Below are 23,170 nucleotides of genomic sequence, written 5' to 3' on the forward strand. Positions count from 1 at the left end.
TCTACGCCTGTGGAGACTGTGTAAGACATATTTGGGACACCCCCATTATGCAATGGTTCATGAAACAGGAAGCCCCTTCTTCAAACAACCCGACAGGGTGTTAAGGAGGGGTCATTCACGTAAAAGAGGTTAGGTCATGAAACTTTCACAGAAAATGCAAAATCTCCCTACACAGTTTTTTGCGACTCTCGTTCGAAAAGTAGGAAAGGCTGTAGCAGAAGGGAGAGATGTGATTAATTTAGGACAAGGGAACCCTGATCAGCCAACACCCAATCATATTGTCAAAGCCCTGCAAAAATCCGTAGAAGATCCAGTTACGCATAAATATTCTCCTTTTAGAGGCTTGGCGGAATTGAAGGAGGCTATGGCTGATTTTTATAAACGGGAATATCAAGTGGAAATTGACCCAGAGAAAGAGATAGCTATTCTGTTCGGAACTAAAATTGGTTTAGTTGAATTACCGATGGCGATCTTAAATCCGGGGGATATGATGTTATTACCTGATCCAGGCTATCCGGATTACTTATCAGGGGTGACACTGGCAGATGCTCACTATGAAACAATCCCTTTATTGGCGGAAGATGGCTTTCTTCCGAATTATGATAAACTGCCAACGCCAATAAAAGAAAAAGCGAAACTGTTATATCTGAATTATCCGAATAACCCTACTGGCGCTGTTGCAGACTTAGCGTTTTTTGAAAAGACCGTAGCTTTGGCAAAAGAATATGACATCGCCGTTTCTCATGATTTTGCTTATGGGGCGATTGGGTTTGATGGTCAAAAGCCGATTAGCTTCTTGCAAGCAGAAGGAGCCAAAGATGTTGGTATTGAAATGTATACCTTGTCGAAAACGTATAATATGGCAGGCTGGCGTGTCGGCTTTGCGGTTGGGAATTCCACTATGATCGAAGCGATCAATTTGATCCAAGATCATCTTTTCGTTAGCCTCTTTCCGGCAGTACAGCATGCAGCGATAGCGGCGCTTTCCGAATCACAAGACTGTGTTTCGGAATTAGTCGCTTTGTATGAAGGGCGCCGCAACGCGCTTATGGAAGAGTGTCATCGGATTGGCTGGGATGTAGCAGCCCCGCAAGGTTCCTTTTTTGCATGGCTGCCCGTAGCGGCCGGTTTCACAAGTGAGGCATTCGCTGATCTTTTACTAGAAAAGGCTGACGTAGCGGTCGCTCCAGGCAATGGCTTTGGTAAATTTGGAGAAGGATATGTACGTGTTGGATTATTAGTAGAGGAAGAACGGCTAAGAGAGGCTGTTCGGAGGATTGAAAAATTAAATTTATTCTAATGAAAAAACTCTTTGCAACCGCAAAGGGTTTTTTTATAAGACAAAAATTGTTTCGCTTGAAAAGGGACAACGGCTCATAAATTGCTTGCTAATAGACAGCATATAACGGCTAATGGACCTCATTCAGGGTCTGTTCTTTTAGATGTTTAAAATTTTTATATAAAAAATGAACGGTTTAATACTTTAGAGCGTCTAATCTTATAGAACTGATCGAAAGGGGGATGGGCTTGCATTGAACGAAAAGGAAGAAGGTCAACTGATTAAAGCGGCAGTGAAAGGCAATGATGAGGCCTTCACTCGGCTTTTTCAAGAGCATTATCGTTTTGTTTATCAATATTTAGTTAAAGTGAGTCTTGACCCCGATTTGGCAGAGGATTTGATGCAAGAAACGATGCTCAAAAGCTATGTCCATCTCTCAAGCTATAAAGGGGAATCCAAATTTTCAACATGGTTGATTTCGATTGCTTCCCGATTATTTATCGATCATCAGCGTAAAACGAAGAGGGAGAGAAAAAAACAGGAAAAATTGAGGGAAGAGATTATAAGGAAAGTAAAGTGGAATGTGACCGTCAATGGCTATGAATGGACAGAATATATGGCCCAATTTGCGTTATTAGATGCAGCGATACGGACACCAATTCTCTTACGACATTTTTACGGATACACTTATAAGGAAATTGCTCTTATGCTCGGTTTAAAGGAAGGTACTGTGAAAACACGTGTCCATCATGGCATGAAGAAAATTCGAAAGGAGTGGTCGTGAATGAAAGATTCTCAAGAACAAGAGTGGCTTACACAGTTTAAAAAGGATTTGGAAAAGCTAGAAAAAACCTTTGAAGCAAAGGTTCCGGAACAGACTCAATTGATGAATGTGCTGCAGGAATTCAAACGAAAGCGTAAGCGTGCTTTTAAAAGGGAGTTGACTAGTTTTCTAATCACGGCCTTACTTATCCTCATTTCTTATAGCCTGCTAGCATTAAAGATAACGTCTGTTTTTATCTGGGTGCAGGGTTTAGCGATTGGCGCCATACCGGTCATCTTGATAGCCGAAAGAAAGCGAAGTAAGAAACAGGTCGGGGTGACAGAACATGGACACTGAAAAGTTAATCACCCTCTTGCTTGTTTCGCCAATCTTACTTATCCAGAGCATTCTTTTATTTATCGATGCGAAGAAAAAAGGGGCCTATGCTTGGGTCTGGGGAATCTTGGGGTTGCTGCAATTCCCATTCCCTACGATATTTTATTATTTCTTTGTGGTACGTCCGTTTCGAAAAAAACAAATGGAGGAAGAGTAATATGAGTATTTCTTGGGAAATGATTGCCCCAATAATTGGATTGCAACTTATTTTGATGATCGTTGCGCTCATTAGCTGTGTGAAAGAAGAGGAAACGAATGGTCCGAAGTGGTTATGGGCGCTTATCATTATTTTCGTGAATCTCGTTGGACCTGTGCTTTATTTTATGATTGGAAGAAAGAGATACTAGGGGGAAAAAAACGATGCTGCTTACCGTAAATTCATTGACAAAGAAATATAGGCAACAACTTGCCGTAGCTGAATTATCTTTCACGCTCGAAAACAATCAATGTGTGGCTCTGTTGGGACCGAATGGTTCAGGAAAAACAACGACTTTGAATATGTTGGCCGGGCTTTTGACGCCTACATCAGGAACGATTTATTTTTCGGGGAAGCCTACTATGAATCGTTATGAAATGGGCTATTTGCCGCAATATCCAGCCTTTTATCCTTGGATGACAGCAAGAGAGTATCTACATTTTGTAGGAAAACTCTCCGGACTTTCAAAGGAAATGCGCAAACGAAATAGTGAGGAAATGCTCACCTTTGTTGGATTAGAAGAAGCAAAAAACAAACGGATTGGCGGGTTTTCTGGTGGGATGAAGCAACGTCTTGGTTTGGCGCAGGCCATGTTGCATGAACCAAAGCTATTGATTTTGGATGAACCTGTTTCAGCTCTAGATCCACAAGGCCGCAGAGCTGTATTAACGATTATGCAGGAGCTAAAAAAGAGAATGGCGATTTTATTTTCAACCCATGTGTTGCATGACGCAGAACAAGTCTGTGATGAGATTGTCATGTTGAAAGACGGGCGAATGAAGTGGTCTGGATCTCTAGAGGATTTAAAGGCAACACAGCAAACAGAAACCTTTGTTTTGGAAGTGGAAGAGGAGATAACGAAATGGCTCTCTTCAAAAGGCTATCTTCGTGCTGTCCATTTTTTATCACCTTATGCAGCGGAAATCACTTTCGAGTATAAAAGTGGACGCAACCAGCTTTTATTAGAATGTCTACGGGATCAGTTGACAATCATTCGCTTTGAACAGAAAAAATCCTCATTAGAAGAGGCGTATATGGAGGTGGTCAATCAATGAGTGTCTTTCTAACTTTAGTACAAAAGGAATGGATAGAAGCTTGGCGTGATAAAAAATGGGTGTGGCTTCCGATTGTGATTAGTATTTTGGCCATTTCTCAACCACTCAGCCAATATTATATGCCGCAAATTTTAGATATGGCCGGTAATCTCCCAGAAGGAACGGTGATTGAAATCCCTGTTCCAACTGGGGGAGAGGTGTTAGCTGGAACGCTTGGACAGTTAGGGATCATGGGAACAGCAATTTTTGTCCTTAGTGTAATGGGTAGTATCGCTTATGAAAGAAATAGTGGTGCCTTGTCTTTAGTAATGGCCCGTCCTGTTCAAGCCCTTCAGTATATTGCCAGCAAATGGGTAGCGAATGCGGTCATTCTTTTATTTTCCTTCGCTTTAGGTTACGGTCTTTGTTATTATTATACAAATATATTATTTGATCGTGTGGAGCTAAAAACGTTTGTAGGAAGTCTAGCGGTTTATAGTATATGGATTTTATTCATTTTGTCTGTGACACTGCTTGGGGGGACCCTTTTTAAAAAGGCAGGGGGAATTGCGGGAGGAAGTCTTGTTGTGATTGCTGCCTTATCGTTAGGTAGCTCGCTATTTCCAAAATATATGGAATGGAGTCCTGCTAATGCTCAAAGTCAGGCGAGTCATTATTTATTAACAGGCACATGGGAGGATTCACTCACGATAATGTTAATCGCTAGCGTCTTCCTGCTGGCAGGACTATTTTCATTAACTGTTTATTCATTCAAACGTTATGAAAGCTATTAAGTGCAGCCACAAAACGCCCAACCTGTTTCAAGGTGGGCGTTCCACAAAATTCGGGGCGTGCCAGGCACCCTAGAGTTTACAATCGCAAAGCTTTTTTTGAAGTGGCAACCTTATAGGCTTGATACAAAATCAAGGCGACCACAGATAAGATCATCCCCGATATATACGGTAGTCCAGTCGCTGTTTTAAAGAGCCAGCCACCTAATGGCGGTCCGACTATGCGACCAACGGAATCAAAGGAGGATAATAATCCGGTTGTATTTCCATGGCCTGTTGTCGATGTTTTCGTCAAGAGGGCAGATACACTTGGACGAATGACACCATTGCCAATTCCGAAAATGGTTAAATAAATAGCGGCTGTTGTAAAGCTGTCCACAAGTAAAATTAAACCAAACCCAATGGCAGATATCATAATGCCGAGTTGGATGACAGCTCCTTCTCCATATTTCTTTGTTAGTCTTCCTACTAACCCACCTTGGACAATCGCTCCAGCGAGTCCCATAATCATAAAGAGATAGCCAAGCTGAACGGTTCCTAATCCAGCCTTTTTAGCGGCAAAATAGGCAAAAGTGGCTTCAAGACCTGCCATGGATAAGGAAACGAATAATTGTAAAATAAACAAAATCGAAATTGGACCATTCATTGCATGAAACATCGATTCTCTTTTTCCTGTCTCTTCTCCTCGTTTCTCAGCCGGAAGGGATTCCCTGAGGATAAACAGAACAAGAAAGAACGTGATGATAGAAGAAATACCGGAAAGTAAAAACGGTGTACTTAAGTTTGATTCTGAAAAAATTCCGCCAATAGCCGGACCAAGAATAAATCCTAGCCCAACAGACGCTCCAACCACGCCCATTCCTTTTCCCCGATCTTCAGGGGAAGTAATATCGGCGACATAAGCTGTGACAGTCGGCATATTGGCCGAAGAGAGTAATCCGCCAATGATTCTTGCCGCAAATAACATCCATAATTGGGAAGCGAACGCCATTAAAAAGAAAGAAAGGGCTAGTCCTAAAATACCAATCATCATCACCGGCTTGCGGCCGATACGATCGGAAATTCTTCCCCATATGGGCGAAAATAATAATTGCATTAAAGAATAAACAGCCATTAAAAAACCTAATTGTGTAGGGGTTGCCCCTAATTCTTCCGCATAAAAGGGTAAGACCGGAATAATGATACCAAATCCTACCATAACAAAAAACATAACAGCAAAAAGGACAGGTAAAGCCTTTTTGGTTTCCATCTGGTCCTCACCCCAGGTTTCTGTTGATTTCGCCTCCTTGGTTAAGAGGAGACGGGAGAGTATGATAAAAAGTTTACCACTTCACTAGAAAATATCCTATTAATTAGTAAAAGTGAATAGGCAAATTTGTGTATATCTGATGAACTCGGGTAATTGGCGAACAATAGAGAGAAGAAAAATAACAATATTCGTGTTTTATATTGACGTTTATAGGGCTTTTATGCTATAAATAGAGCTGTACTTATTGCAGTTTTATAAAAAGTTCATTGAATGTATATGCTTGGGAATATGGCTCAAGCGTTTCTACCAGGTAACCGTTAAATTACCCGACTACAGAATGACAACAGAAAAAAGCCATAAAGATATTGACCCGTTCATTAGAATGGACATAGGCCATTTTCTCTAATCATTTTACGTCGAAATCTGGGTAGAAATACTATTCAGGTTTTTTTGCGTTCATATGAAACGATAGGAGGAAAAAGGGTGGACCGATATTTTAATTTTAAAGAATTAAATACGAGTTACCGTCAAGAATCTGTTGCTGGTTTAACGACATTCTTAGCGATGGCCTATATTTTATTTGTCAATCCATCTGTGTTAGGTGATGCTGGGATGGATCAAGGCGCCGTTTATGTAGCAACGGCTTTAGCATCAGCGATTGCCTGTTTAATCATGGGGCTATGGGCCAAATACCCTGTAGCACTTGCTCCTGGAATGGGAATTAATGCATTCTTTGCGTATACCGTTGTATTAGGAATGGGCATCCCATGGCAAACGGCTTTAGCGGGAACCTTCATCTCTGGACTTATCTTTTTTATTCTTACTTTAACGAAAATTCGAGAGACGATTATTAACGCCATTCCAGAGCAGCTAAAATTAGCGGTATCAGCTGGAATTGGTTTATTTATCACTTTTATTGGTTTTCAAAATGCTGGCATAGTGGTTGATGCGGATCCAGGAACAACGGTCGTAGCTTTAGGAGATATTACGGCTCCAGGTACATTATTAACCATTTTTGGCATTGTGATTACAGCCTTTTTCATGATACGCGGCTTTAAAGGGGCGATCTTTTATGGAATGATTGTCACAGCGATCGCAGGGATTATTTTTAAACAAATTCCGCTTCCCTCTGACATAGTGTCAACGATTCCATCTTTGACACCGACTTTCGGTGTGATGTTTAGTCATTTAGGGGATTTATTTACTTCCCATATGCTTGTTGTTATTTTTACTTTTTTATTTGTTGATTTCTTTGATACGGCAGGTACTTTAATGGGGGTTGCTAGACAGGCCGGCTTATTACAAGATGGGAAACTACCGCGGGCCGGAAAAGCATTATCAGCAGATTCCATTGGCACAATGGTCGGAGCTGTTTTAGGTACATCGACAACCACTTCCTTTGTGGAATCCACTTCAGGGGTAGCAGCTGGTGGCCGAACTGGATTTACGGCTGTAGTGACCGCAGGTTTCTTTGTCTTAGCTTTGTTCTTCTCTCCATTGCTAAGTGTTGTCACATCAGAGGTGACAGCACCTGCCTTAATTATTGTCGGAATCCTAATGGCTTCCTCGTTAGCAGAAATTCGTTGGAAGGATTTTGAGTTTGCCATTCCTGCTTTTATGACGGTTGTCACAATGCCTTTAACCTACAGTATTTCTACTGGGATTGCGTTAGGCTTTATCTTTTATCCCCTAACAATGGTATTTAAAGGTAAATTTAAAGAGGTCCATCCCATTATGTATGTTTTATTTGTCGTGTTTGTTGTTTATCTAGGATGGGCGGCTTAATAAGGTTTGGATAGATCATTAGCGGGAATGCACATGAAAGAATGAGCATTCTTCGCTTTTTCTTTTTTTAAAAAATGATTGTGCAGAAATGGAGACAATGTTGATTTTAAACAATGTTGATTTTCGAAAGGGGATTCGTCCAAATGCGGAAAAAAATATATGAAGTGAGTCAATATTTATCAAAAGTGGCAAGAGGAGAAGAGAAGGCAGAGCTTGTCCTAACAAATGGGACTGTGGTGAATGTTTTTACAGGAGAGTTCCTCGAAAATACCGATGTTGCTGTTGTTGAGGGAAGAATTGCTTATGTCGGAAATGCTCAACATACAATCGGAGAAAAAACGAAGGTTATGGAGGCAAACGGAAGATATGTAGTACCAGGGTTTATTGATGGTCATATGCATGTGGAAAGTACGATGCTTTCTGTAACAGAGTTTGCAAAGGCTGGACTTGCGAAAGGAACGACATCGATCTTTATGGATCCCCATGAAATCGCCAATGTCTTTGGCGCAGAAGGTGTACGATTAATGCATGAAGAGGGACAGCAGCTTCCTTTAAAAGTATTCACGACCTTCCCTTCCTGTGTTCCCGCTACGACTGACTTTGAAGATGCAGGGGCTTCTTTAAGTGTTGAGGATATTAAAGCAGGAATGCAATGGGAAAATGTTGCCGGATTAGGAGAAGTGATGAATTTTCCAGGTGTTGTTTATGGGGATCCGCTGATGAGTGGTGAGATTGCCGAGACGGTCAAAGCGAATAAAACGGTAACAGGACACTTCCCAGCAGATGATCCGAAGATGTTACAAGCCTATATTGCATCAGGCGTTGACTCTTGCCATGAAACGGTGACAAAAGAGCATGGACTAGAAAAACTTCGTCTTGGCATGCATTTGATGATCCGGGAAGGTTCTGCTTGGCAAGATGTCAAAGAAGTGATCAAAGTCATCACCGAAGATCATGTTCGCACAGATAATATCAGTTTAGTGACAGATGATGTATATCCACAAACACTTGTGGATAAAGGGCATCTCAATCATGTTGTGCGTCGGGCGATCGAAGAAGGCGTTGACCCAGTTACAGCGATTCAAATGGGAACCATTAATGTCGCTCGCTATTATAAAATGGATCAAGATATAGGATCAATCACACCTGGGAAAATGGCGGATATTTTATTGATTGAAAATCTTGAACAGGTAGAACCGACTACTGTGATTGCGGATGGAGAGGTCATTTATGAGAATGGTCAGTTGGTCAAAGAATTTCCGACCTTCGTTTATCCAGAACATATTCGACATTCGATTCACTTGAAATCCGCTTTAACAGCCGCTGATTTTCAGTTAAAAAGTAAAGGAAGTAAAACGGAAACAACGGTCAATGCGATTAAAGTGATTGAGAATAGTGCGCGGACGGAAAAAATAACCACTACGTTAAATGTGGAAAATGGCATCATTCAACCTGATCAGGAGAAGGATATTCTTCAACTAGCCTGTATTGAACGCCATCATCAAACAGGGCAAATCTCTCTTGGCTTTGCCCATGGATTTCAATTAAAAAAAGGAGCCGTAGCCTCAACAGTGGCGCACGATAGCCATAATTTACTCGTTATGGGAACAAATCCAGAGGACATGGCATTCGCTGCAAATGAGTTGGCCAAAATCGGTGGCGGCATGATTGTCGTCGAAAACCAAAAAGTGTTGGCGCAAGTACGGATGCCGATTGCAGGCCTGATGTCTGATCAACCATTAGAAACCGTTGTGGAAGAAGTCAAGCAGCTTGAAGCGGCTTGGACAACATTGGGTTGCCCGATTCATGCACCGTTTATGACCTTTTCTTTAATTGCTTTACCGGTGATTCCAGAAGTGCGGATTTCCAATCGTGGGTTAGTGAATGTGGAGGCGTTTGAAATGATTGAGACGGAAATAATATCTGAAGGATCAGCTAAAATATAGCTTTACGAAAACATCCACCGCTTAATAGACTTAGGCGGTGGATGGCTATTTAGATTAAGATCCCGGATTGCCTGAGGCTTTCCCGAACCGTTAGGATGAAATCATCTTTTATCCCGAATTAACTGGCAGTAAGACCCCCACTTCGAGAATTCGAGGGAAAACAAGAATTGCAAGTGGGGGATCAACTGCCAGTAAATCCCCGATTCGTTCAACTAACATTCAGTGGGGGATGAAAAAAACCCCCACTGAACGAAGTTTCACTTTATTTTGCTCCAAGATCTTCCCATAAAAATTCAGCAATTAGCTCATCGACCTCACCCATTTCATGCAGACCAGAGTGCGTCGCAGCAGAATTCGTGATTACTTTTTCCGTAAGCTGCTCGCTGTTAAAAACATTTTGATTTCCTAGTGCGCTTGCCAATGAGACAAGACCATCTCCTGCTAATGGATGATTGACTACACCAGCAATCGAGAGAACAGCTATATCGCGTGGAAAGGAGCTTTTATTTTCAATTAGCCTGCGCAGGGCAGCAGAATTTGGACGTAAATCGGTAAGGGCATCTCCGTAATTTTCTTCAAAGTAATTTTCCCGATCAATGCCCATAAAAGGGCTGCCGATTGTGACAAATTTAACGGCCTTTGGAAAGAGCTGATCATCTGCAACAGTTTGCAAATAATTTGTCAAGGCAAGACCGCCCATCGAGTGACCGACAAGATTGACTTCTTGAATATGATAACGTTTCTTAAGCTGCTTCATTACCTTTTGTACCCATTTCGTTTGATCACTTAGATTCGCACGGTTATGTTCAAAAATCACTTGAATAAAAGGATTTTCGACATTTTCAGGGATGGAGCCTTTAAAAGAGACACTGCCTCTTTTGTTAACGAAACAGACTAGGGTTTTCGAACCCCATTGCTGTTCGTCCATCCGTTCTAGCATGGTGGAAAAGGATCGCGCACTGCCTTTATAGCCATGGAGAAAAAGGGTCGGTACAACGGCAGGTGAGGCGGCAACATGACCACTATCATCTATGAGTTTTGGACGGGAAATAAACAGTCCAATGATTAGAATAACGATAAAAAATAAACCAAGCCCGCTATATTTATTTTTCATCTCACACCCCCCAAAGTTATACTTATTTTACCATGTTTTGGCGTCTTTGTTGCATATTGGTTAAAATATTTTCATACATATTTTATTTTCTTTACAAGACCTCTAAGAATAAGGATGCCCAAAAAAGGTGATAACTGTTCTAAGGGAGGTGTGACAAATGGTCTACCTAGAAGTTGCGATTGCGGTGCTTCTACTGGCGGCTTATATTCATTTTCAACGGGCGAAGCGCCGAAATAATTACGAATTGGATTTAATTAACAACCAATTGCATTCAAGCGAAGAATTAAAATGGACACTGGCGATGGGCTTATACTTAAGGTTTTGTGAAGAGGAAGCTCCGGAAGATGAAGAAGAGGACTTATCTTCATATTCCGATCAATTTATAAAAGAAACTCCTTTAGTTTTCGAAGATTTTGTTGCAGATATTTTTGAAAAAGCAAGGGGAGGACAGACTGATGTCTTGCCTTCTAAGCAAGATTTTGGTGTTGACTTTACACATAAGACAGAGGATGGCTTATTTTTGGGACAAGTAAAGTGTTGGAAAGAAGATGTTGACTTTGAGCCGATTGCCCTTATTCATTCAAACATGGTGAAGAAGAAGGCAATAGGTGGATATGTCATCACCACTTCATCCTTTACAGATGCAGCAAAGGAATATGCGGAAGGTTTAGACATTGAATTAATCAATGGGAAGAAATTGGTGGAATTTTGGATCGAGGCTTTGCAAAGTCATGAGGAGGAAATTAAAAAAGTTCTTCCAAATCTGTATCCAACAGAACCAAAGGAAGGATAATAAAAGAAGAGTGTGAGGAGGAAGGAGCCGGAGTTAACTCTTAATTGCCAAAAGGCTTGAAGAGAGTGTCTTACTCTATAAAAAAAGAGTCCCAAATGAGACTCTTCCTGAGTTTCTTATTCATCCTCCAACGAATTTAATTCAACGGTTATAATGATGATGACCGTGGTGACAAGTAGTAACCCCAAGGTGGTTAAAAACATTTTCCTCATCTCCTACCAAGTAATCTGGCCTTTTGATCCTGGAGGTGCATGCTGGATCATATCGCTTAATGGTAAAGCGTAGGCCATCACAATTAGCAGCACGGCAATCCCGATCCAGATCCACCAGTTTTCTAAAAATTTCGGTGTATTGGAAGTATCACTTTCTGCTAGCGGGAACTCGACTTTTTCGGCTAGTTGCGTAGCCGTCGGTGCAAGAAATAACAGATTGCAGACAATATAAATAAGCAGCATGGCAGATAAGAATAGAATCGTTCCACCTACAGCCATCGTGACATGGTTGGAAAGAATCCCGTGAAACCATTCCATTGCCGTTGGATGTCCATTATAACCCGCATAGGCTGTTCTTCTTGGTGCCCCGAGAAGTCCGAGAATATGTTGGGCCGTTGACATCAGCAGCATTCCGACTGACCAAGTCAGGATTTGAATAAGTGCTAATTTTTGTACTGATTTTGTCAATTGCCGTCCGGTTAAGTAGGGAATCAGCCAAAATGTCAACCCCATAAAAGTCATGGCAACGGGCGCACCGACCGTAATATGAAAATGGCCCACAATCCAAAGCGTATTATGGACAAGCTCATTTAATTGAAAGCTTGCATTGATAATTCCGCCGGCGCCACCAGGAATAAAGAACAGCATCGCAATAAAAATAGAGGTGAAACGAATATCCTTCCATGGCAATTTAGTGAACCAACCCAATAAACCTAAGCCACCTTTTTTCCTTCCAGATACCTCAAAAGTAGCAAACACAGTGAAAGCGGTCATAAGTGACGGAATAATGACCATAAAGGTTAAGACCACTTGAAGGAATTTCCAGAAGCTTTCAATCCCTGGTTCAGTCAATTGGTGATGAAATCCAACCGGAAACGAAAAAAGTATAAAGAGAATGAACGCCAAACGAGCCAAGGAATCACTGAATACTTTGGTTCCTAATAGTTTTGGCACAATCAGATACCAAGCCATATAGGCAGGTAACAGCCAAAAATAAACAAGTGGATGACCAAAATACCAAAATAAGGAACGACTTAATTCCACATTTATCGAATCCACCCATCCAAATGCCCAAGGAATATATTGGAAGACAACAGTGGCGACAACTCCCAAACAAGCGATAATCCAAAGAATGATCGTGGTGATCGTCATAAAGGCAAAAAGCGGGCTTAATTGTCCTTTATGTTGTTTTTTCCAAACGATATAGTGTCCAACAAGCGCAAAACAACTAATCCAAGTTCCCACAACCCAAAGAGCGAGACCGATATAAAACCAGCCACTTGCTTTTAATGGGGCATAAAAGGTATAGAGCACTGAAGCTTTTCCTGAAATAATCATCACCGTTGCAAGGATGGTGCCGATGGTCGTTACGGCGAATCCTAGCCATAAAAATTGGCGTACTTTTGGTCCGAAAGTTCCTAATGCCTTGCTCATGCCGGAGATAAAAAAGGCAAAGATGAAAAAGGTTGTATAGATAAGGGCAAGTAACACGCCATGAGCAGTCAAAATTTGATAATAATCCAGCCATTTTGGCAGATCTAATGCATCACTCCGAACAAAAACTTGGAGCAACCCGCAAAAAGTCCCAATTAAAAACGCACTATAGGCCACGATGATATTCGCTATTGCTGGTTTTCGATCCTGAATCCCCATCATGGTTGATACACCTCAATCTCTGTTTGCATAAAATGGTGTCCGGTTCCGCAATATTCATTACAGATGACTAAGTAATTTCCTGGTTTATCGAAGGTATAGCTTTTATGTGTAATCCTTCCAGGAACCACCATCATATTGACTTTTGTTCCCTCAATCGTAAAGCTGTGGACAACATCTACACTTGTTAATGTAAAAATAATTTCTTTTCCCGCTGGAACCTTTACCTTCGCAGGATTGTAACCAAAAGTTTGAGCAACAATCGCCACCTCATAAGTATCCTTGTCAATTTGTTTGACGCCTGGATCATTAAATGGAGCGGTTTCATTGACCTTTTCCGGGTCAATAATATCCATGCCGCCTGCAGGGGTATGCCCGTGCGCAAAAGCCGTAATACCGACAATACTTAAAAAGACGATTAATGACAGAACCCCAAATAGAAGCCAAATCTTCTCATATCTGTGCAAATGCATCGCATTTCACCTACTTTTCCATGTTATCTTGATACATACAATCCATATACCGTGAACCACATAATACAAATCATAAGGCCAACCACAAACACACTAATCAGCGTTCCTTTTAAATAAGGCTCCGAACCACGGTTCTTTTTCTTCATTTGCCATCCCCTCCATCGTGTTCGTTATATTTTAAATGTAGGCTGATTGGGATTGCTTCTCTGTGACAAAAATCACAAATAGCAGTTTGAAAAACAGAATTCAAAAAATGGACAAAAAAGGACCCGCTAAAGAGCAAGTCCTGTAAAGATGTGTGAAAGCCCCATTCAGATACGGAAATCAATCAAATTCCGATTTTCCGTTATTTGGGTCGTTATGAAACGTTTATGACGCCCGATTCTAGTGAATATCCGTTATTTTGGTAGTCAAGAAGTGTTCGTGGCGTCCGTTTTTGGGAAATCCCCTCTATTTCGGTAGCCGTGAAGTGACCAAAACACTCATTTGTTCTATGCAGCGAAAGAGCCCTTTCTTATCAAGGAAAGGGCTCTTTCAGTCTAGTAGATGTTGCAAATTTCAATCGGGCAATTTTCGCAATGGATTTCTCGTTTTAAATAGGCTAGATCATGGATAACGATTCGTCCATTGATCATGGTCAATTTGCCTTCCTTTTTCAACTCACGTAGTAATCGATTGACAACTTCGCGGGTCATGCCACAAAAGTTCGCCAACTCTTGATTGGTTAACGGTAAGTTGATTAGAACACCATCTTCATGCTCTACACCATAGCTATTTGTTAGACGAATAAGAGTGGAATATAAAGCTCCTTTTTTCCCATGTAACACTAAGTCTCTAAATTTTGATTGGGATTGTTGATGTTGAATATTCATCATTTTAATCATTTCGATGCTTAAATCGGGTTGGAGCACCAGTTTTTCTTCAAGCGCTTTTTTAGGAATGATGCAAAAAACGCCGGCTTCCAATACCTTTGCATAAACCGTAAAAGAGGAGGGTTCGTCAAAAAGAGAAACTTCACAAATAAAATCCCCTGGTTTACAAATTCGAAAAGTGATTTCACGGCCTTCAGATGTCACTTTTCCAATTTGCACTTTCCCTGAACGGACAATAAAAAGAAAATCGGCTCGGTCTCCTTCTTGAAAGACATATTCGCCTTTCCCCATTGCCTTCTCATGCTGAACAATGGATTCAAGCATGCTCATCAATGAGGGAGAACAGAGTTGCACGGAATTTAGCATGGACTCACCACCTTTGAAATAGAAAACGGTTGATTACTTTCTATTATACACTTAGATGTTGTTCATTTCCCCAAAATAAAAACCCCCTTCCTAAGAAGAGGGATGATGGCTCATTTAAGGAACAATATTTCCGGCTGCTTTATAAAGATCATACCATTCTTTTCTTGTCAGTACGATTTCAGACCCCGCACAAGCATCCTTAATTCGTTGAGGGGTCGTGGTTCCAAGGACTACTTGGATATTGGCTGGATGACGTGTAATCCATGCGGACGCAATGGCAGTGTTCGTAACACGATATTTCTCAGCAAGTTCATCGATCACTTGATTCAATTTCGGATATTTTTCCAAGTCACCTAGAAAAGGACCTTCAAAAAAGCCACTTTGGTAAGGCGACCAAGCTTGAATCGTAATATCCTTCAAACGGCAATATTCCAGAATACTACTGTCACGATTCACCGATTGATCAATATTCATGTTTAAGGCGATCCCGGAATCAATTAATGCGGTGTGAGCAATACTTAGCTGCAATTGATTGACTACTAGTTTATGGGATACATATTTTTGCAGCATTTCAATTTGCATCGGATTATGATTGGATACCCCAAAATAACGAACCTTGCCACTATTATGCAATTCATCGAATGCTTCTGCCACCTCTTCAGGTTCCATTAAAGGGTCAGGGCGATGAAGAAGTAAAAGATCCAAATAATCGGTTTTCAATCTTTTTAAAATACCATCCACAGATTCAAGGATATGCTCTTTGGAGAAGTCAAAATAATTATCTTTGGAGTTAATCCCACATTTGCTTTGCAAAATTATTTTCTCCCGAATGCTCGGGCTCATTTGAATCGCATCTGCAAATAATGCTTCACACTCTCCTCCACCATAAATATCCGCATGGTCGAAAAAGTTAATTCCTTCGTCCATTGCCGTCCGAATAAGATGTTCAATCTCATGATGAGACAGATGATTGATGCGCATATTTCCCATCACGATATTGGAGACGTTTAAATTCGTGTTTTTAATTGGAAAGTATTTCATACCCTTCTCCTCCTTCACTTTTCCATATTACATACAATACCGATTGGATGGAATGTGGTCAATGTTTAAGTATTCGTTTTATGGGTAAATCTAAGAAATGACAGATTTTTCTGGTCAACTGCTCGTATTTGTCCGCATCATTGAGTATTTGTAAGAACTTATAAGAACGTCACCTTTGATGTCGGCTCAACCGGAATAATGGAGGGTATTCAAGTGTAAAGGAGGAATAGGCCAATTGTAGGCATGACAGTCCATCGGTATAATAATAACATCGTTGGATTTGCCCGGTTGACTCCCTGCAGCTGGGGATGGTTCTTAATTTCTATTCTCCTTTCACTTTTACTAGCCTCCAACTTCGTCAAGGGAAATTTTCTAAAGGATTGAGAGACATTAGATTTTTTCACTGAAAATAACTCCCTACTTTTTAAATGATTTCATTTTCATAAGTGACACTTACATGGCTTTTTATCATGATGAGGCTCTTGCTATAATGTGAATTATTTCACATTTAAAAATAATCTGAGAGCTTCCCCCATTTTAGAACCAAAAAGAGTAATCCATACGTATGGTTTTAGGATTAATCGCAAAAATTAAACATAACGGAGGTTTTATAGATGAAAAAAATTCTGTCCATTGCAGTAATTGGACTAGTCGCTTTTGCTCTTACGGCTTGTGGGAAGGGTGGAGGCGATAAGGCTGAAGCGGGAAAGATTATTGTAACGGGGAAAGAATTTACAGAGCAGATCATTATGACCCATATGTTGGCTGAATATCTTAAGGCCAATACAGATTTAGATGTGGAAGTAAAGGATTCACTCGGAGGGGTCTTTGTCATCCAAGAAGCGATGAAAAAGGGTGATGTAGACCTCTATGTAGAATATACAGGAACTGGTTATTTAAATGTCTTGGATAAAGAATACAAACCAGGCTTGAGTCCAGATCAAATCTATGATGAGACAAAAAAAGAGTATAAGGAAAAATTTAATATGGCCTGGTTAAAACCAATGGGATTTAATAATACGTATGCTTTAGCCGTACGAAGTGAGTTAGCGGAAGAATTAGGAATTAAGACGTATTCTGATTTAGCGAAACATTCCTCTAAACTATCTTTTGGATCAGACCCGGAATTCTTTGAAAGAGGGGACGGTTATGACGCGCTAGTAAAGGAGTACAATTATGATTTCGCAAAACAAGTAAATATCGACCCTGATTTAATGTATACGGCAGCCAAAGATGCAGAAATTGATGTTATTACGGCTTTTTCCACAGATGCCAGGATTAAACAATATAATTTAACGGTATTAGAAGATGATAAAAACTTTTTCCCACCTTATTATGCTGCGCCTGTCATTCGCCAAGCGGTTCTGGATGCTAATCCAGGTTTAGAAGACACATTAAACAAATTGACCGATGTTTTAGATGATGATCGCATGCAGGAATTGAATGCTCAAGTCAATATAGAGAATAAGGAACCGGAAGATGTGGCGGTTGAATTTTTAAAAGAAGAAGGGTTAATTGATTAACAATCTGAAGAGTTGTGTTCCATTCAGGTGCATAACTCTTTCGAGATTGGCGGAAATGTCAGTATCGAAGAGGGGAATCAGATGATAAAATTTGAAAATGTAAAAAAACAATATAAAGATGGTTTTGTCGCGATTAATAATATAAATTTAGAAGTTGAAAAGGGAGAGCTTGTTACATTAATTGGTCCAAGTGGTTGCGGGAAAACGACCACAATGAGAATGATTAATCGCTTAACAGAACCTTCTGGGGGGCGAATTTTGATCAACGGCGAGGATACAGCGAACGCTGATCCCGTTGAATTAAGAAGAAATATTGGCTATGTGATCCAGCAAATTGGTTTGTTTCCTCATATGACGATTGAGCAGAACATCTCCCTCGTTCCAAAGCTGAAAAAAGCGAATGTAGACCAAACGAAAAAACGGGTCGATGAACTATTAGATCTTGTTGGCTTAGATCCATCTACCTTTAAAAAACGCTATCCGTCAGAATTAAGTGGGGGGCAGCAACAAAGGATTGGAGTGATTCGTGCGTTAGCCGCAGAACCCGATATTATTTTAATGGATGAGCCGTTTAGTGCACTCGATCCGATCAGTCGAGAACAGCTTCAAGATGATATTGTGAACCTTCAGGAAGAAATTCAAAAGACGATCGTTTTTGTCACACACGATATGGACGAAGCAATTAAAATTGCCAATCGAATTGTCATTATGAAAGAAGGGGAAATTGTTCAAGTTGATACTCCAGAACGTATTCTTAGACGTCCAGCGAATGACTTTGTAAAAGGGTTTATTGGGGAGGATCGTCTGAACCAAGGCATGACGCTACCGACAGCAAGAGACATGATGTACACAGAAGTGGTGACATCGACACCAAAACGCGGATTAGCTTCTGCGCTTCATATAATGAGGGAAAAAAGAGTGGATAATTTATTCGTAACAGATAAATCCAAACACTTTTATGGAGTCGCGACCCTTGAATCTTTAAAACAAAATTACCGAAATGAAGATTTAGTTGTCTCAGACATTATGAAGATAAATGTCAAAACATTAGCTGCGGATGCTATTTTAACAGATGTAGCAGAAATTTTTACAGAGAGTAACACTGGGGCCATTCCAGTAGTGGAAGATGGGAAACTAATTGGGATTGTCACTCGGACAAGTATGATGCGCGGCCTAGCGGATATGAATGGGAATGGCACAAATGGCAAAGGAGGGGATGAATAGATGGGATTGTTGGAAACTTTTATTAACAGAAAAGATGCCATTTGGGTCGCCTTTCAAGAGCATTTATTTTTGGCAGGGATTTCGATGATTCTAGCCATCATTATCGCCGTCCCCTTGGGCATTATTTTGACAAGAAATAAAAAGGTGGCTGAGTTTGTAATTGGGATAGCAGCCGTGATTCAAACCATTCCAAGTTTAGCGTTACTTGGCTTTATGCTTCCTTTATTTGGAATTGGTATGGTTCCAGCAATCATTGCCTTAACATTATATGCGCTTCTGCCAATTTTAAGAAACACTTATACGGGGATTATTGGTGTGGATAAGTCACTGGTAGATGCAGGAAAAGGAATGGGCATGACATCAAGGCAGATTTTATTAATGGTAGAGCTCCCCTTGACATTGCCTATTCTTATGGCCGGAATTCGGACAGCAACTGTGCTAACCATCGGAGTCGCCGCCTTAGCGACATTTATCGGTGCAGGTGGTCTAGGAGACCTGATCATCAGGGGATTGAATGTAATGGATAAAAACCTAATTTTATCCGGAGCCATCCCAGCGGCCATTTTAGCCATTGTCTTTGATTTTCTATTGAAAAAGCTGGAAGACAAGGTCACCCCAAAAGGGTTGAAATCTTGAATGAAATTGTAAGGCAGGGTCTTGGCGAAGGAGATCCTGCCTTGTTTTTAATGATAGAAGAAAAGTAATTGACCCCCATGCTTTGTTGGGCTCATTTATGTTTTGGGCCGCAATTTCGGTCACGACCAATCACAGGTCCCAAAGTCCTAAAAGATAGCGTAACGGACCCATAGTGATTAAATGTAAAGTCTCCTTTGAAAATATATCATTTATAAATTAATCGATTAAAAAACCACTTTACAAAATTTAAAAAGATGATAAAATGGAGGTTAATTCCAATAGAGATTTAGTAAATTGGAGGAACGATCCGTCATTTATATTAGTATGGGAATAGAAGAGAGAATAATGTCCAAATTTCTTTACCACCTCAGGCTTTTTATATTAGTAAATTAGAAATAAAAGCTTTATTAGTAGTTAGATTGTATGATATTTTTCTTATAAGCTGTAGAGGGTTGCGCTTTACGGCTTCTTTCTTGATATTTTTAAGATCTATTGGTTATCCGGGGAGGTGAAACAATCATGAATAAGCAAGAATTTCTTCAAGAGATTAAGGGACAACTCATTGTTTCGTGTCAGGCTCTTCCCGGAGAGCCTTTACATGGCGCAGAATTTATGTCGAAAATGGCGATAGCGGCTAAAATGGGCGGAGCTGCAGCGATTAGAGCGAATTCGATAGCGGACATAAAAGCGATTAAGCAAGCAACGCAACTCCCTATGATTGGTCTAATTAAGCAAAACTATCCCAATTGCCCAGTGTATATAACTCCTACCTTAAAGGAAGTTCAAGCTCTCATTCATGCAGGAGTCGATGTCATTGCATTGGATGCAACCAAACAACAGCGTCCAAATCATGTAACCCTAAAAGAAATAATTGAATATATACGAAAACATAGTCATTGTTTGATAATGGGAGATATATCGACATGTGAGGAAGGCATTTATGCAAGTGAATGTGGAGTAGACCTTATTTCCACGACATTATCAAGCTATACCGAATATACGAAAGATCGATCTATTCCCGATTTTCCATTACTTGAATCACTTGTAGGGGTTGTGGAAATTCCGATTATTGCGGAGGGAAATATTAAAACACCTGGAGAAGCAGTAAAGGCTCTGGAATTAGGCGCCCATGCTGTCGTCGTAGGATCAGCTATCACAAGGCCCCAATTGATTACAAAAGATTTCGCTGACGCTCTAAAGGTCTCCAATAAAAGCTTGGATAAAAAGTAAAATTTTTTCATCTAAAAACTTTACGAGAGAGAGATTATCTTGATGACAACAAAACAAACCATTAATCCAGAAGTTATGATTGCAAGTATCTATGATTCGTTAACAAAGTCTGAACAAAAGGTTGCTGACGTTGTGAAAGCGCGTATGAATGAATCTGTTTACTGGTCCGTTTCCGATTTGGCGGAATATGCAAATGTAGGAGAGACAACCGTTATTCGCTTTTGTAGAAAACTAGGTTATAAAGGATACCAAGATTTTAAGCTTGCAGTAGCACAAAATAAAGTGGATTCTAATCGCCAAGAGGTTGGAGAGATCGATGAATCCGATAGTATGGAGGTCTTAGCGCAAAAGATTACAGCCGAAAATACTACTACGATCGAAAATACGTTGCAACTCATTCAATCGCAAAATATGGAGCAAGCTTGCCAGAAGATTATCCATGCCAATAAACTATTTCTCTTTGGGGTAGGGGCTTCGGGAATTATGGCTCAGCAAGCACAATATCGATTTATGAGATTGGGCTTTCATGCAGAGTCAGCAACAGACTCCCATATCATCGCAATGAATTGTGCACTCGCAACTAAGGGAGATGTTGTGATTGGTATTTCAAGGTCGGGGAGTACGAAGGATCTCATTGATGCACTTGAAATCGCCAGCCATAATGGGGCGTTTATTATTTGTATTACAAATCATTTAAAATCACCTATAACAAAATACGGTGATATTGTCTTACTGACCTCATCAAAAGAAAGTCCATTACATGGCGGAGCCTTTTCCTCATTAATTTCCCAAATGCATGTATTAGATATAATGACAAGATACATTGAGATTCGGGAAAAGGATCGTTCTATCAATGCTCTACAAAAAACAGCAAAAGCAGTAGCTAATAAGTTATATTAAGTCATCCGAACTCTGATTCCATAAAAAATATCTTGTTAAAACGGAGGGGAAAATGAATAAAATCATTTATGTTCCATTAGATGAACGTCCTTGCAATTACCGATACCCACAGGCATTAGCGAAAATGACTGATTTGGACATGCTCATACCAGATAAGTCTATGTTAGGGGATATGAAAAAGCCTGCTGATACGGCTGCGTTACAAAATTGGGTAGAAGAAAATGTAAAAGGCGCCAGTCATTTGATTGTTTCTATTGATATGTTCGTTTATGGCGGGATTGTGCCTTCTCGGATCCATTCATTAACATATGAGGCTTGCTTGGAAAGATTATCCACTTTAAAGTCGATCAAGGAACAAAACCCTTCCATTAAAATCTTTGCTTATGATTTAATCATGCGCGTACCAGCTTATAGCAGCAGTGAGGAAGAACCAGATTACTATGAAGAATATGGGGAAAAAATCTTTCGTATGGGCTGGCTGTATGATAAAAAAAACCAAAATATTTTAGATAAGGAAGAAAAACTGGAACTCACAAAAATTGAACGCGACATTCCAATCGATGTTCAAAAGGATTTTATAAACCGTAGAAAAAATAATTTTTCCATAACGAAGGAAGTGATAAACTTAGTGGCATCTGATATCATCGATTATTTAATTGTTCCTTTAGATGATAATGCCCAATTTGGCTTTTCGCCAAAAGAGCAACGCGCATTAATGTATGAGGTGGATCGCCGGAACCTCCTGGATAAGGTGAATATTTATCCAGGAGCTGATGAGATTGGTTGTACTTTATTTGCTAGGGTTTTTTGTGAAACCTATCAATATATACCAGAGATTTTTATTCGGTATTCTTCTACAAAAGGTCCATTTATGATTCCTAAATATGAGGATCGTCCACTTTCAGAAAGTATTAAATCACATATAACGGCTGCGGGTGGCGTCCATGTACATAATGAGGAAAAAAATCATTTTATTTTAATGGTTTATTCACCTGCGATTGCCCAGAGGGAAATGGCTCAATCTGGCTTTAAAGTTGAGCAAAGACATCGAACCTATTTTTCAGAAGTGAATATTCGGGAGTTTGTACAGGCGATGAACTGGTATTTGGGCAATCGGAAGAATATTGCATTGGCTGATGTTGCCGTAACAAATGGCGCCGATCATTCACTTATGCAACTTTTAGAGAAAAAGGAAATGTTTGAGCAGCTCATGTCTTATGCGGGTTGGAACACAAATGGGAACACGATGGGGACGGTAATTGCTCATGCTATTATCGCTTCTTACTATAAGCAGACCGAGGTTAGGCTTTCCCCTGGACATGAAAAGGCGAGTAGAGAATTTTTTTATTCGCGGCTTGTGGAGGATTGGGGCTATCAATCAATTGTTAGAACTCATCTTTCCCAGCATATCCTTCCATCACTCGGGTTAACACCTCGATTTTTAAAAGATAAAGTGGTTGAAATAACAGGTCAGGTAGAGGATTTATTAAATCAGTTTATCGCCACCCATTTATCAGCTATAAAAGAAGGAGAAATTTCTTTAGAAGATGTGCATTTGCCGTGGAAAAGAATGTTTGAGGTTGGGTTTACTCTTAAGTTGGAATAGATGAATTACCTATTAAGGCATTAGAATTGCAATCGTTAAACCTCTGAAAAATGAAGGGAGTTTTAGTATGTTGCTAGACCGTTTAAAT

At 40.2% G+C, this 23,170-nt stretch carries 23 protein-coding genes and 1 riboswitch; of the genes, 16 read left to right on the top strand and 7 right to left on the bottom strand.

Annotated features, from left to right (window positions below):
* The first annotated feature begins 136 nt into the window (after nt 1–136).
* The 7 genes from MUB24_RS17875 to MUB24_RS17905 all read left to right on the top strand — a co-directional run bounded on the left by MUB24_RS17875 (nt 137) and on the right by MUB24_RS17905 (nt 4,462).
* Nucleotides 137–1,300, top strand: a complete 1,164-nt coding sequence (locus tag MUB24_RS17875) for a pyridoxal phosphate-dependent aminotransferase (protein WP_244706463.1) — start codon at nt 137–139, stop codon at nt 1,298–1,300.
* Between the two features lie 232 nt (nt 1,301–1,532).
* Nucleotides 1,533–2,063 carry an RNA polymerase sigma factor SigY gene (sigY, locus tag MUB24_RS17880; RefSeq protein ID WP_244706465.1) on the top strand — a complete coding sequence of 177 codons (531 nt, stop codon included), beginning with the start codon at nt 1,533–1,535 and terminating at the stop codon, nt 2,061–2,063.
* Entirely contained in the window at nt 2,064–2,399 is a 336-nt protein-coding gene (locus MUB24_RS17885) for a DUF5345 family protein (protein WP_244706467.1), read from the top strand. It abuts the gene before it with no gap.
* A complete protein-coding gene (locus tag MUB24_RS17890; protein ID WP_158323499.1) occupies nt 2,389–2,595 on the top strand; it encodes a transcriptional regulator in 207 nt (68 codons plus the stop codon). The genes MUB24_RS17885 and MUB24_RS17890 overlap by 11 nt, the downstream gene beginning before the upstream one ends.
* A gap of 1 nt (nt 2,596) precedes the next feature.
* Nucleotides 2,597–2,785 carry a PLD nuclease N-terminal domain-containing protein gene (locus tag MUB24_RS17895; RefSeq protein ID WP_244706469.1) on the top strand — a complete coding sequence of 63 codons (189 nt, stop codon included), beginning with the start codon at nt 2,597–2,599 and terminating at the stop codon, nt 2,783–2,785.
* A 16-nt stretch (nt 2,786–2,801) separates the two neighbouring features.
* Nucleotides 2,802–3,689, top strand: a complete 888-nt coding sequence (locus MUB24_RS17900; protein WP_244706540.1) for an ABC transporter ATP-binding protein — start codon at nt 2,802–2,804, stop codon at nt 3,687–3,689.
* Complete coding sequence (locus MUB24_RS17905; protein ID WP_244706471.1) at nt 3,686–4,462, top strand: ABC transporter permease; 777 nt, start codon at nt 3,686–3,688, stop codon at nt 4,460–4,462. Before MUB24_RS17900 ends, MUB24_RS17905 begins: the two co-directional genes overlap by 4 nt.
* A 76-nt stretch (nt 4,463–4,538) precedes the next feature.
* Here the strand turns inward: MUB24_RS17905 and MUB24_RS17910 are convergent, their stop codons facing one another.
* Nucleotides 4,539–5,708, bottom strand: a complete 1,170-nt coding sequence (locus MUB24_RS17910; protein WP_244706473.1) for an MFS transporter — start codon at nt 5,706–5,708, stop codon at nt 4,539–4,541.
* 250 nt (nt 5,709–5,958) lie between these two features.
* A riboswitch (purine riboswitch) is annotated at nt 5,959–6,061 on the top strand.
* Between the two features lie 130 nt (nt 6,062–6,191).
* Between MUB24_RS17910 and MUB24_RS17915 the strand changes: the two genes are divergently transcribed.
* Both MUB24_RS17915 and ade read left to right on the top strand, forming a co-directional pair.
* Nucleotides 6,192–7,493: an NCS2 family permease gene (locus tag MUB24_RS17915; protein ID WP_244706475.1), complete on the top strand. Its 1,302-nt coding sequence runs from the start codon at nt 6,192–6,194 to the stop codon at nt 7,491–7,493.
* Nucleotides 7,494–7,636: 143 nt separating this feature from the next.
* Nucleotides 7,637–9,439: an adenine deaminase gene (ade, locus tag MUB24_RS17920; protein ID WP_244706477.1), complete on the top strand. Its 1,803-nt coding sequence runs from the start codon at nt 7,637–7,639 to the stop codon at nt 9,437–9,439.
* A gap of 262 nt (nt 9,440–9,701) precedes the next feature.
* Here ade and MUB24_RS17925 read toward each other — a convergent pair whose 3' ends face one another.
* A complete protein-coding gene (locus tag MUB24_RS17925) occupies nt 9,702–10,553 on the bottom strand; it encodes an alpha/beta fold hydrolase (protein ID WP_244706479.1) in 852 nt (283 codons plus the stop codon).
* Nucleotides 10,554–10,710: 157 nt separating this feature from the next.
* On the opposite strand from MUB24_RS17925, the gene MUB24_RS17930 reads away from it, so the two are divergent.
* Complete coding sequence (locus MUB24_RS17930; protein WP_244706481.1) at nt 10,711–11,346, top strand: restriction endonuclease; 636 nt, start codon at nt 10,711–10,713, stop codon at nt 11,344–11,346.
* Nucleotides 11,347–11,561: 215 nt separating this feature from the next.
* Here MUB24_RS17930 and MUB24_RS17935 read toward each other — a convergent pair whose 3' ends face one another.
* The 5 genes from MUB24_RS17935 to MUB24_RS17955 all read right to left on the bottom strand — a co-directional run bounded on the left by MUB24_RS17935 (nt 11,562) and on the right by MUB24_RS17955 (nt 15,963).
* A complete protein-coding gene (locus MUB24_RS17935) occupies nt 11,562–13,214 on the bottom strand; it encodes a b(o/a)3-type cytochrome-c oxidase subunit 1 (protein ID WP_244706482.1) in 1,653 nt (550 codons plus the stop codon).
* Nucleotides 13,211–13,684: a cytochrome c oxidase subunit II gene (locus MUB24_RS17940; protein ID WP_244706483.1), complete on the bottom strand. Its 474-nt coding sequence runs from the start codon at nt 13,682–13,684 to the stop codon at nt 13,211–13,213. The genes MUB24_RS17935 and MUB24_RS17940 overlap by 4 nt, the downstream gene beginning before the upstream one ends.
* Nucleotides 13,685–13,707: 23 nt before the next feature.
* Nucleotides 13,708–13,830: a cytochrome C oxidase subunit II gene (locus tag MUB24_RS17945; RefSeq protein ID WP_244706484.1), complete on the bottom strand. Its 123-nt coding sequence runs from the start codon at nt 13,828–13,830 to the stop codon at nt 13,708–13,710.
* A gap of 393 nt (nt 13,831–14,223) precedes the next feature.
* Complete coding sequence (locus tag MUB24_RS17950; RefSeq protein WP_244706486.1) at nt 14,224–14,922, bottom strand: Crp/Fnr family transcriptional regulator; 699 nt, start codon at nt 14,920–14,922, stop codon at nt 14,224–14,226.
* 114 nt (nt 14,923–15,036) lie between these two features.
* On the bottom strand, nt 15,037–15,963 hold the full coding sequence (locus tag MUB24_RS17955) for an aldo/keto reductase (protein ID WP_244706488.1): 927 nt from the start codon (nt 15,961–15,963) through the stop codon (nt 15,037–15,039).
* A 614-nt stretch (nt 15,964–16,577) separates the two neighbouring features.
* On the opposite strand from MUB24_RS17955, the gene MUB24_RS17960 reads away from it, so the two are divergent.
* From MUB24_RS17960 to MUB24_RS17985, 6 genes are all read left to right on the top strand, one after another.
* Entirely contained in the window at nt 16,578–17,486 is a 909-nt protein-coding gene (locus MUB24_RS17960) for a glycine betaine ABC transporter substrate-binding protein (RefSeq protein ID WP_244706490.1), read from the top strand.
* Nucleotides 17,487–17,567: 81 nt separating this feature from the next.
* Nucleotides 17,568–18,710 (top strand): ABC transporter ATP-binding protein, encoded by a 1,143-nt coding sequence (locus MUB24_RS17965; RefSeq protein WP_244706492.1) that lies wholly within the window; start codon nt 17,568–17,570, stop codon nt 18,708–18,710.
* Nucleotides 18,711–19,346: an ABC transporter permease gene (locus MUB24_RS17970; protein WP_244706494.1), complete on the top strand. Its 636-nt coding sequence runs from the start codon at nt 18,711–18,713 to the stop codon at nt 19,344–19,346. It begins immediately after the preceding gene.
* Between the two features lie 519 nt (nt 19,347–19,865).
* Entirely contained in the window at nt 19,866–20,576 is a 711-nt protein-coding gene (locus MUB24_RS17975) for an N-acetylmannosamine-6-phosphate 2-epimerase (RefSeq protein WP_244706496.1), read from the top strand.
* Between the two features lie 42 nt (nt 20,577–20,618).
* On the top strand, nt 20,619–21,476 hold the full coding sequence (locus MUB24_RS17980; protein ID WP_244706498.1) for a MurR/RpiR family transcriptional regulator: 858 nt from the start codon (nt 20,619–20,621) through the stop codon (nt 21,474–21,476).
* A 52-nt stretch (nt 21,477–21,528) separates the two neighbouring features.
* Nucleotides 21,529–23,082: a DUF4127 family protein gene (locus tag MUB24_RS17985; protein ID WP_244706499.1), complete on the top strand. Its 1,554-nt coding sequence runs from the start codon at nt 21,529–21,531 to the stop codon at nt 23,080–23,082.
* Nucleotides 23,083–23,170 lie beyond the last annotated feature (88 nt).

It is taken from the genome of Lederbergia sp. NSJ-179 (assembly GCF_022867885.1).
Taxonomy (GTDB): domain Bacteria; phylum Bacillota; class Bacilli; order Bacillales; family Bacillaceae_C; genus Lederbergia.

Coding starts and splice junctions, on each gene's coding strand:
- MUB24_RS17955 (WP_244706488.1), bottom strand. CDS start 15,963: ATGAAATACTTTCCAATTAAAAACACGAATTTAAACGTCTCCAATATC.
- MUB24_RS17980 (WP_244706498.1), top strand. CDS start 20,619: ATGACAACAAAACAAACCATTAATCCAGAAGTTATGATTGCAAGTATC.
- MUB24_RS17895 (WP_244706469.1), top strand. CDS start 2,597: ATGAGTATTTCTTGGGAAATGATTGCCCCAATAATTGGATTGCAACTT.
- MUB24_RS17965 (WP_244706492.1), top strand. CDS start 17,568: ATGATAAAATTTGAAAATGTAAAAAAACAATATAAAGATGGTTTTGTC.
- MUB24_RS17950 (WP_244706486.1), bottom strand. CDS start 14,922: ATGCTAAATTCCGTGCAACTCTGTTCTCCCTCATTGATGAGCATGCTT.
- MUB24_RS17970 (WP_244706494.1), top strand. CDS start 18,711: ATGGGATTGTTGGAAACTTTTATTAACAGAAAAGATGCCATTTGGGTC.
- MUB24_RS17975 (WP_244706496.1), top strand. CDS start 19,866: ATGAATAAGCAAGAATTTCTTCAAGAGATTAAGGGACAACTCATTGTT.
- MUB24_RS17945 (WP_244706484.1), bottom strand. CDS start 13,830: ATGAAGAAAAAGAACCGTGGTTCGGAGCCTTATTTAAAAGGAACGCTG.
- MUB24_RS17910 (WP_244706473.1), bottom strand. CDS start 5,708: ATGGAAACCAAAAAGGCTTTACCTGTCCTTTTTGCTGTTATGTTTTTT.
- MUB24_RS17925 (WP_244706479.1), bottom strand. CDS start 10,553: ATGAAAAATAAATATAGCGGGCTTGGTTTATTTTTTATCGTTATTCTA.
- ade (WP_244706477.1), top strand. CDS start 7,637: ATGCGGAAAAAAATATATGAAGTGAGTCAATATTTATCAAAAGTGGCA.
- MUB24_RS17930 (WP_244706481.1), top strand. CDS start 10,711: ATGGTCTACCTAGAAGTTGCGATTGCGGTGCTTCTACTGGCGGCTTAT.
- MUB24_RS17960 (WP_244706490.1), top strand. CDS start 16,578: ATGAAAAAAATTCTGTCCATTGCAGTAATTGGACTAGTCGCTTTTGCT.
- MUB24_RS17985 (WP_244706499.1), top strand. CDS start 21,529: ATGAATAAAATCATTTATGTTCCATTAGATGAACGTCCTTGCAATTAC.
- MUB24_RS17890 (WP_158323499.1), top strand. CDS start 2,389: ATGGACACTGAAAAGTTAATCACCCTCTTGCTTGTTTCGCCAATCTTA.
- MUB24_RS17940 (WP_244706483.1), bottom strand. CDS start 13,684: ATGCATTTGCACAGATATGAGAAGATTTGGCTTCTATTTGGGGTTCTG.
- MUB24_RS17905 (WP_244706471.1), top strand. CDS start 3,686: ATGAGTGTCTTTCTAACTTTAGTACAAAAGGAATGGATAGAAGCTTGG.
- MUB24_RS17935 (WP_244706482.1), bottom strand. CDS start 13,214: ATGATGGGGATTCAGGATCGAAAACCAGCAATAGCGAATATCATCGTG.
- MUB24_RS17885 (WP_244706467.1), top strand. CDS start 2,064: ATGAAAGATTCTCAAGAACAAGAGTGGCTTACACAGTTTAAAAAGGAT.
- MUB24_RS17875 (WP_244706463.1), top strand. CDS start 137: ATGAAACTTTCACAGAAAATGCAAAATCTCCCTACACAGTTTTTTGCG.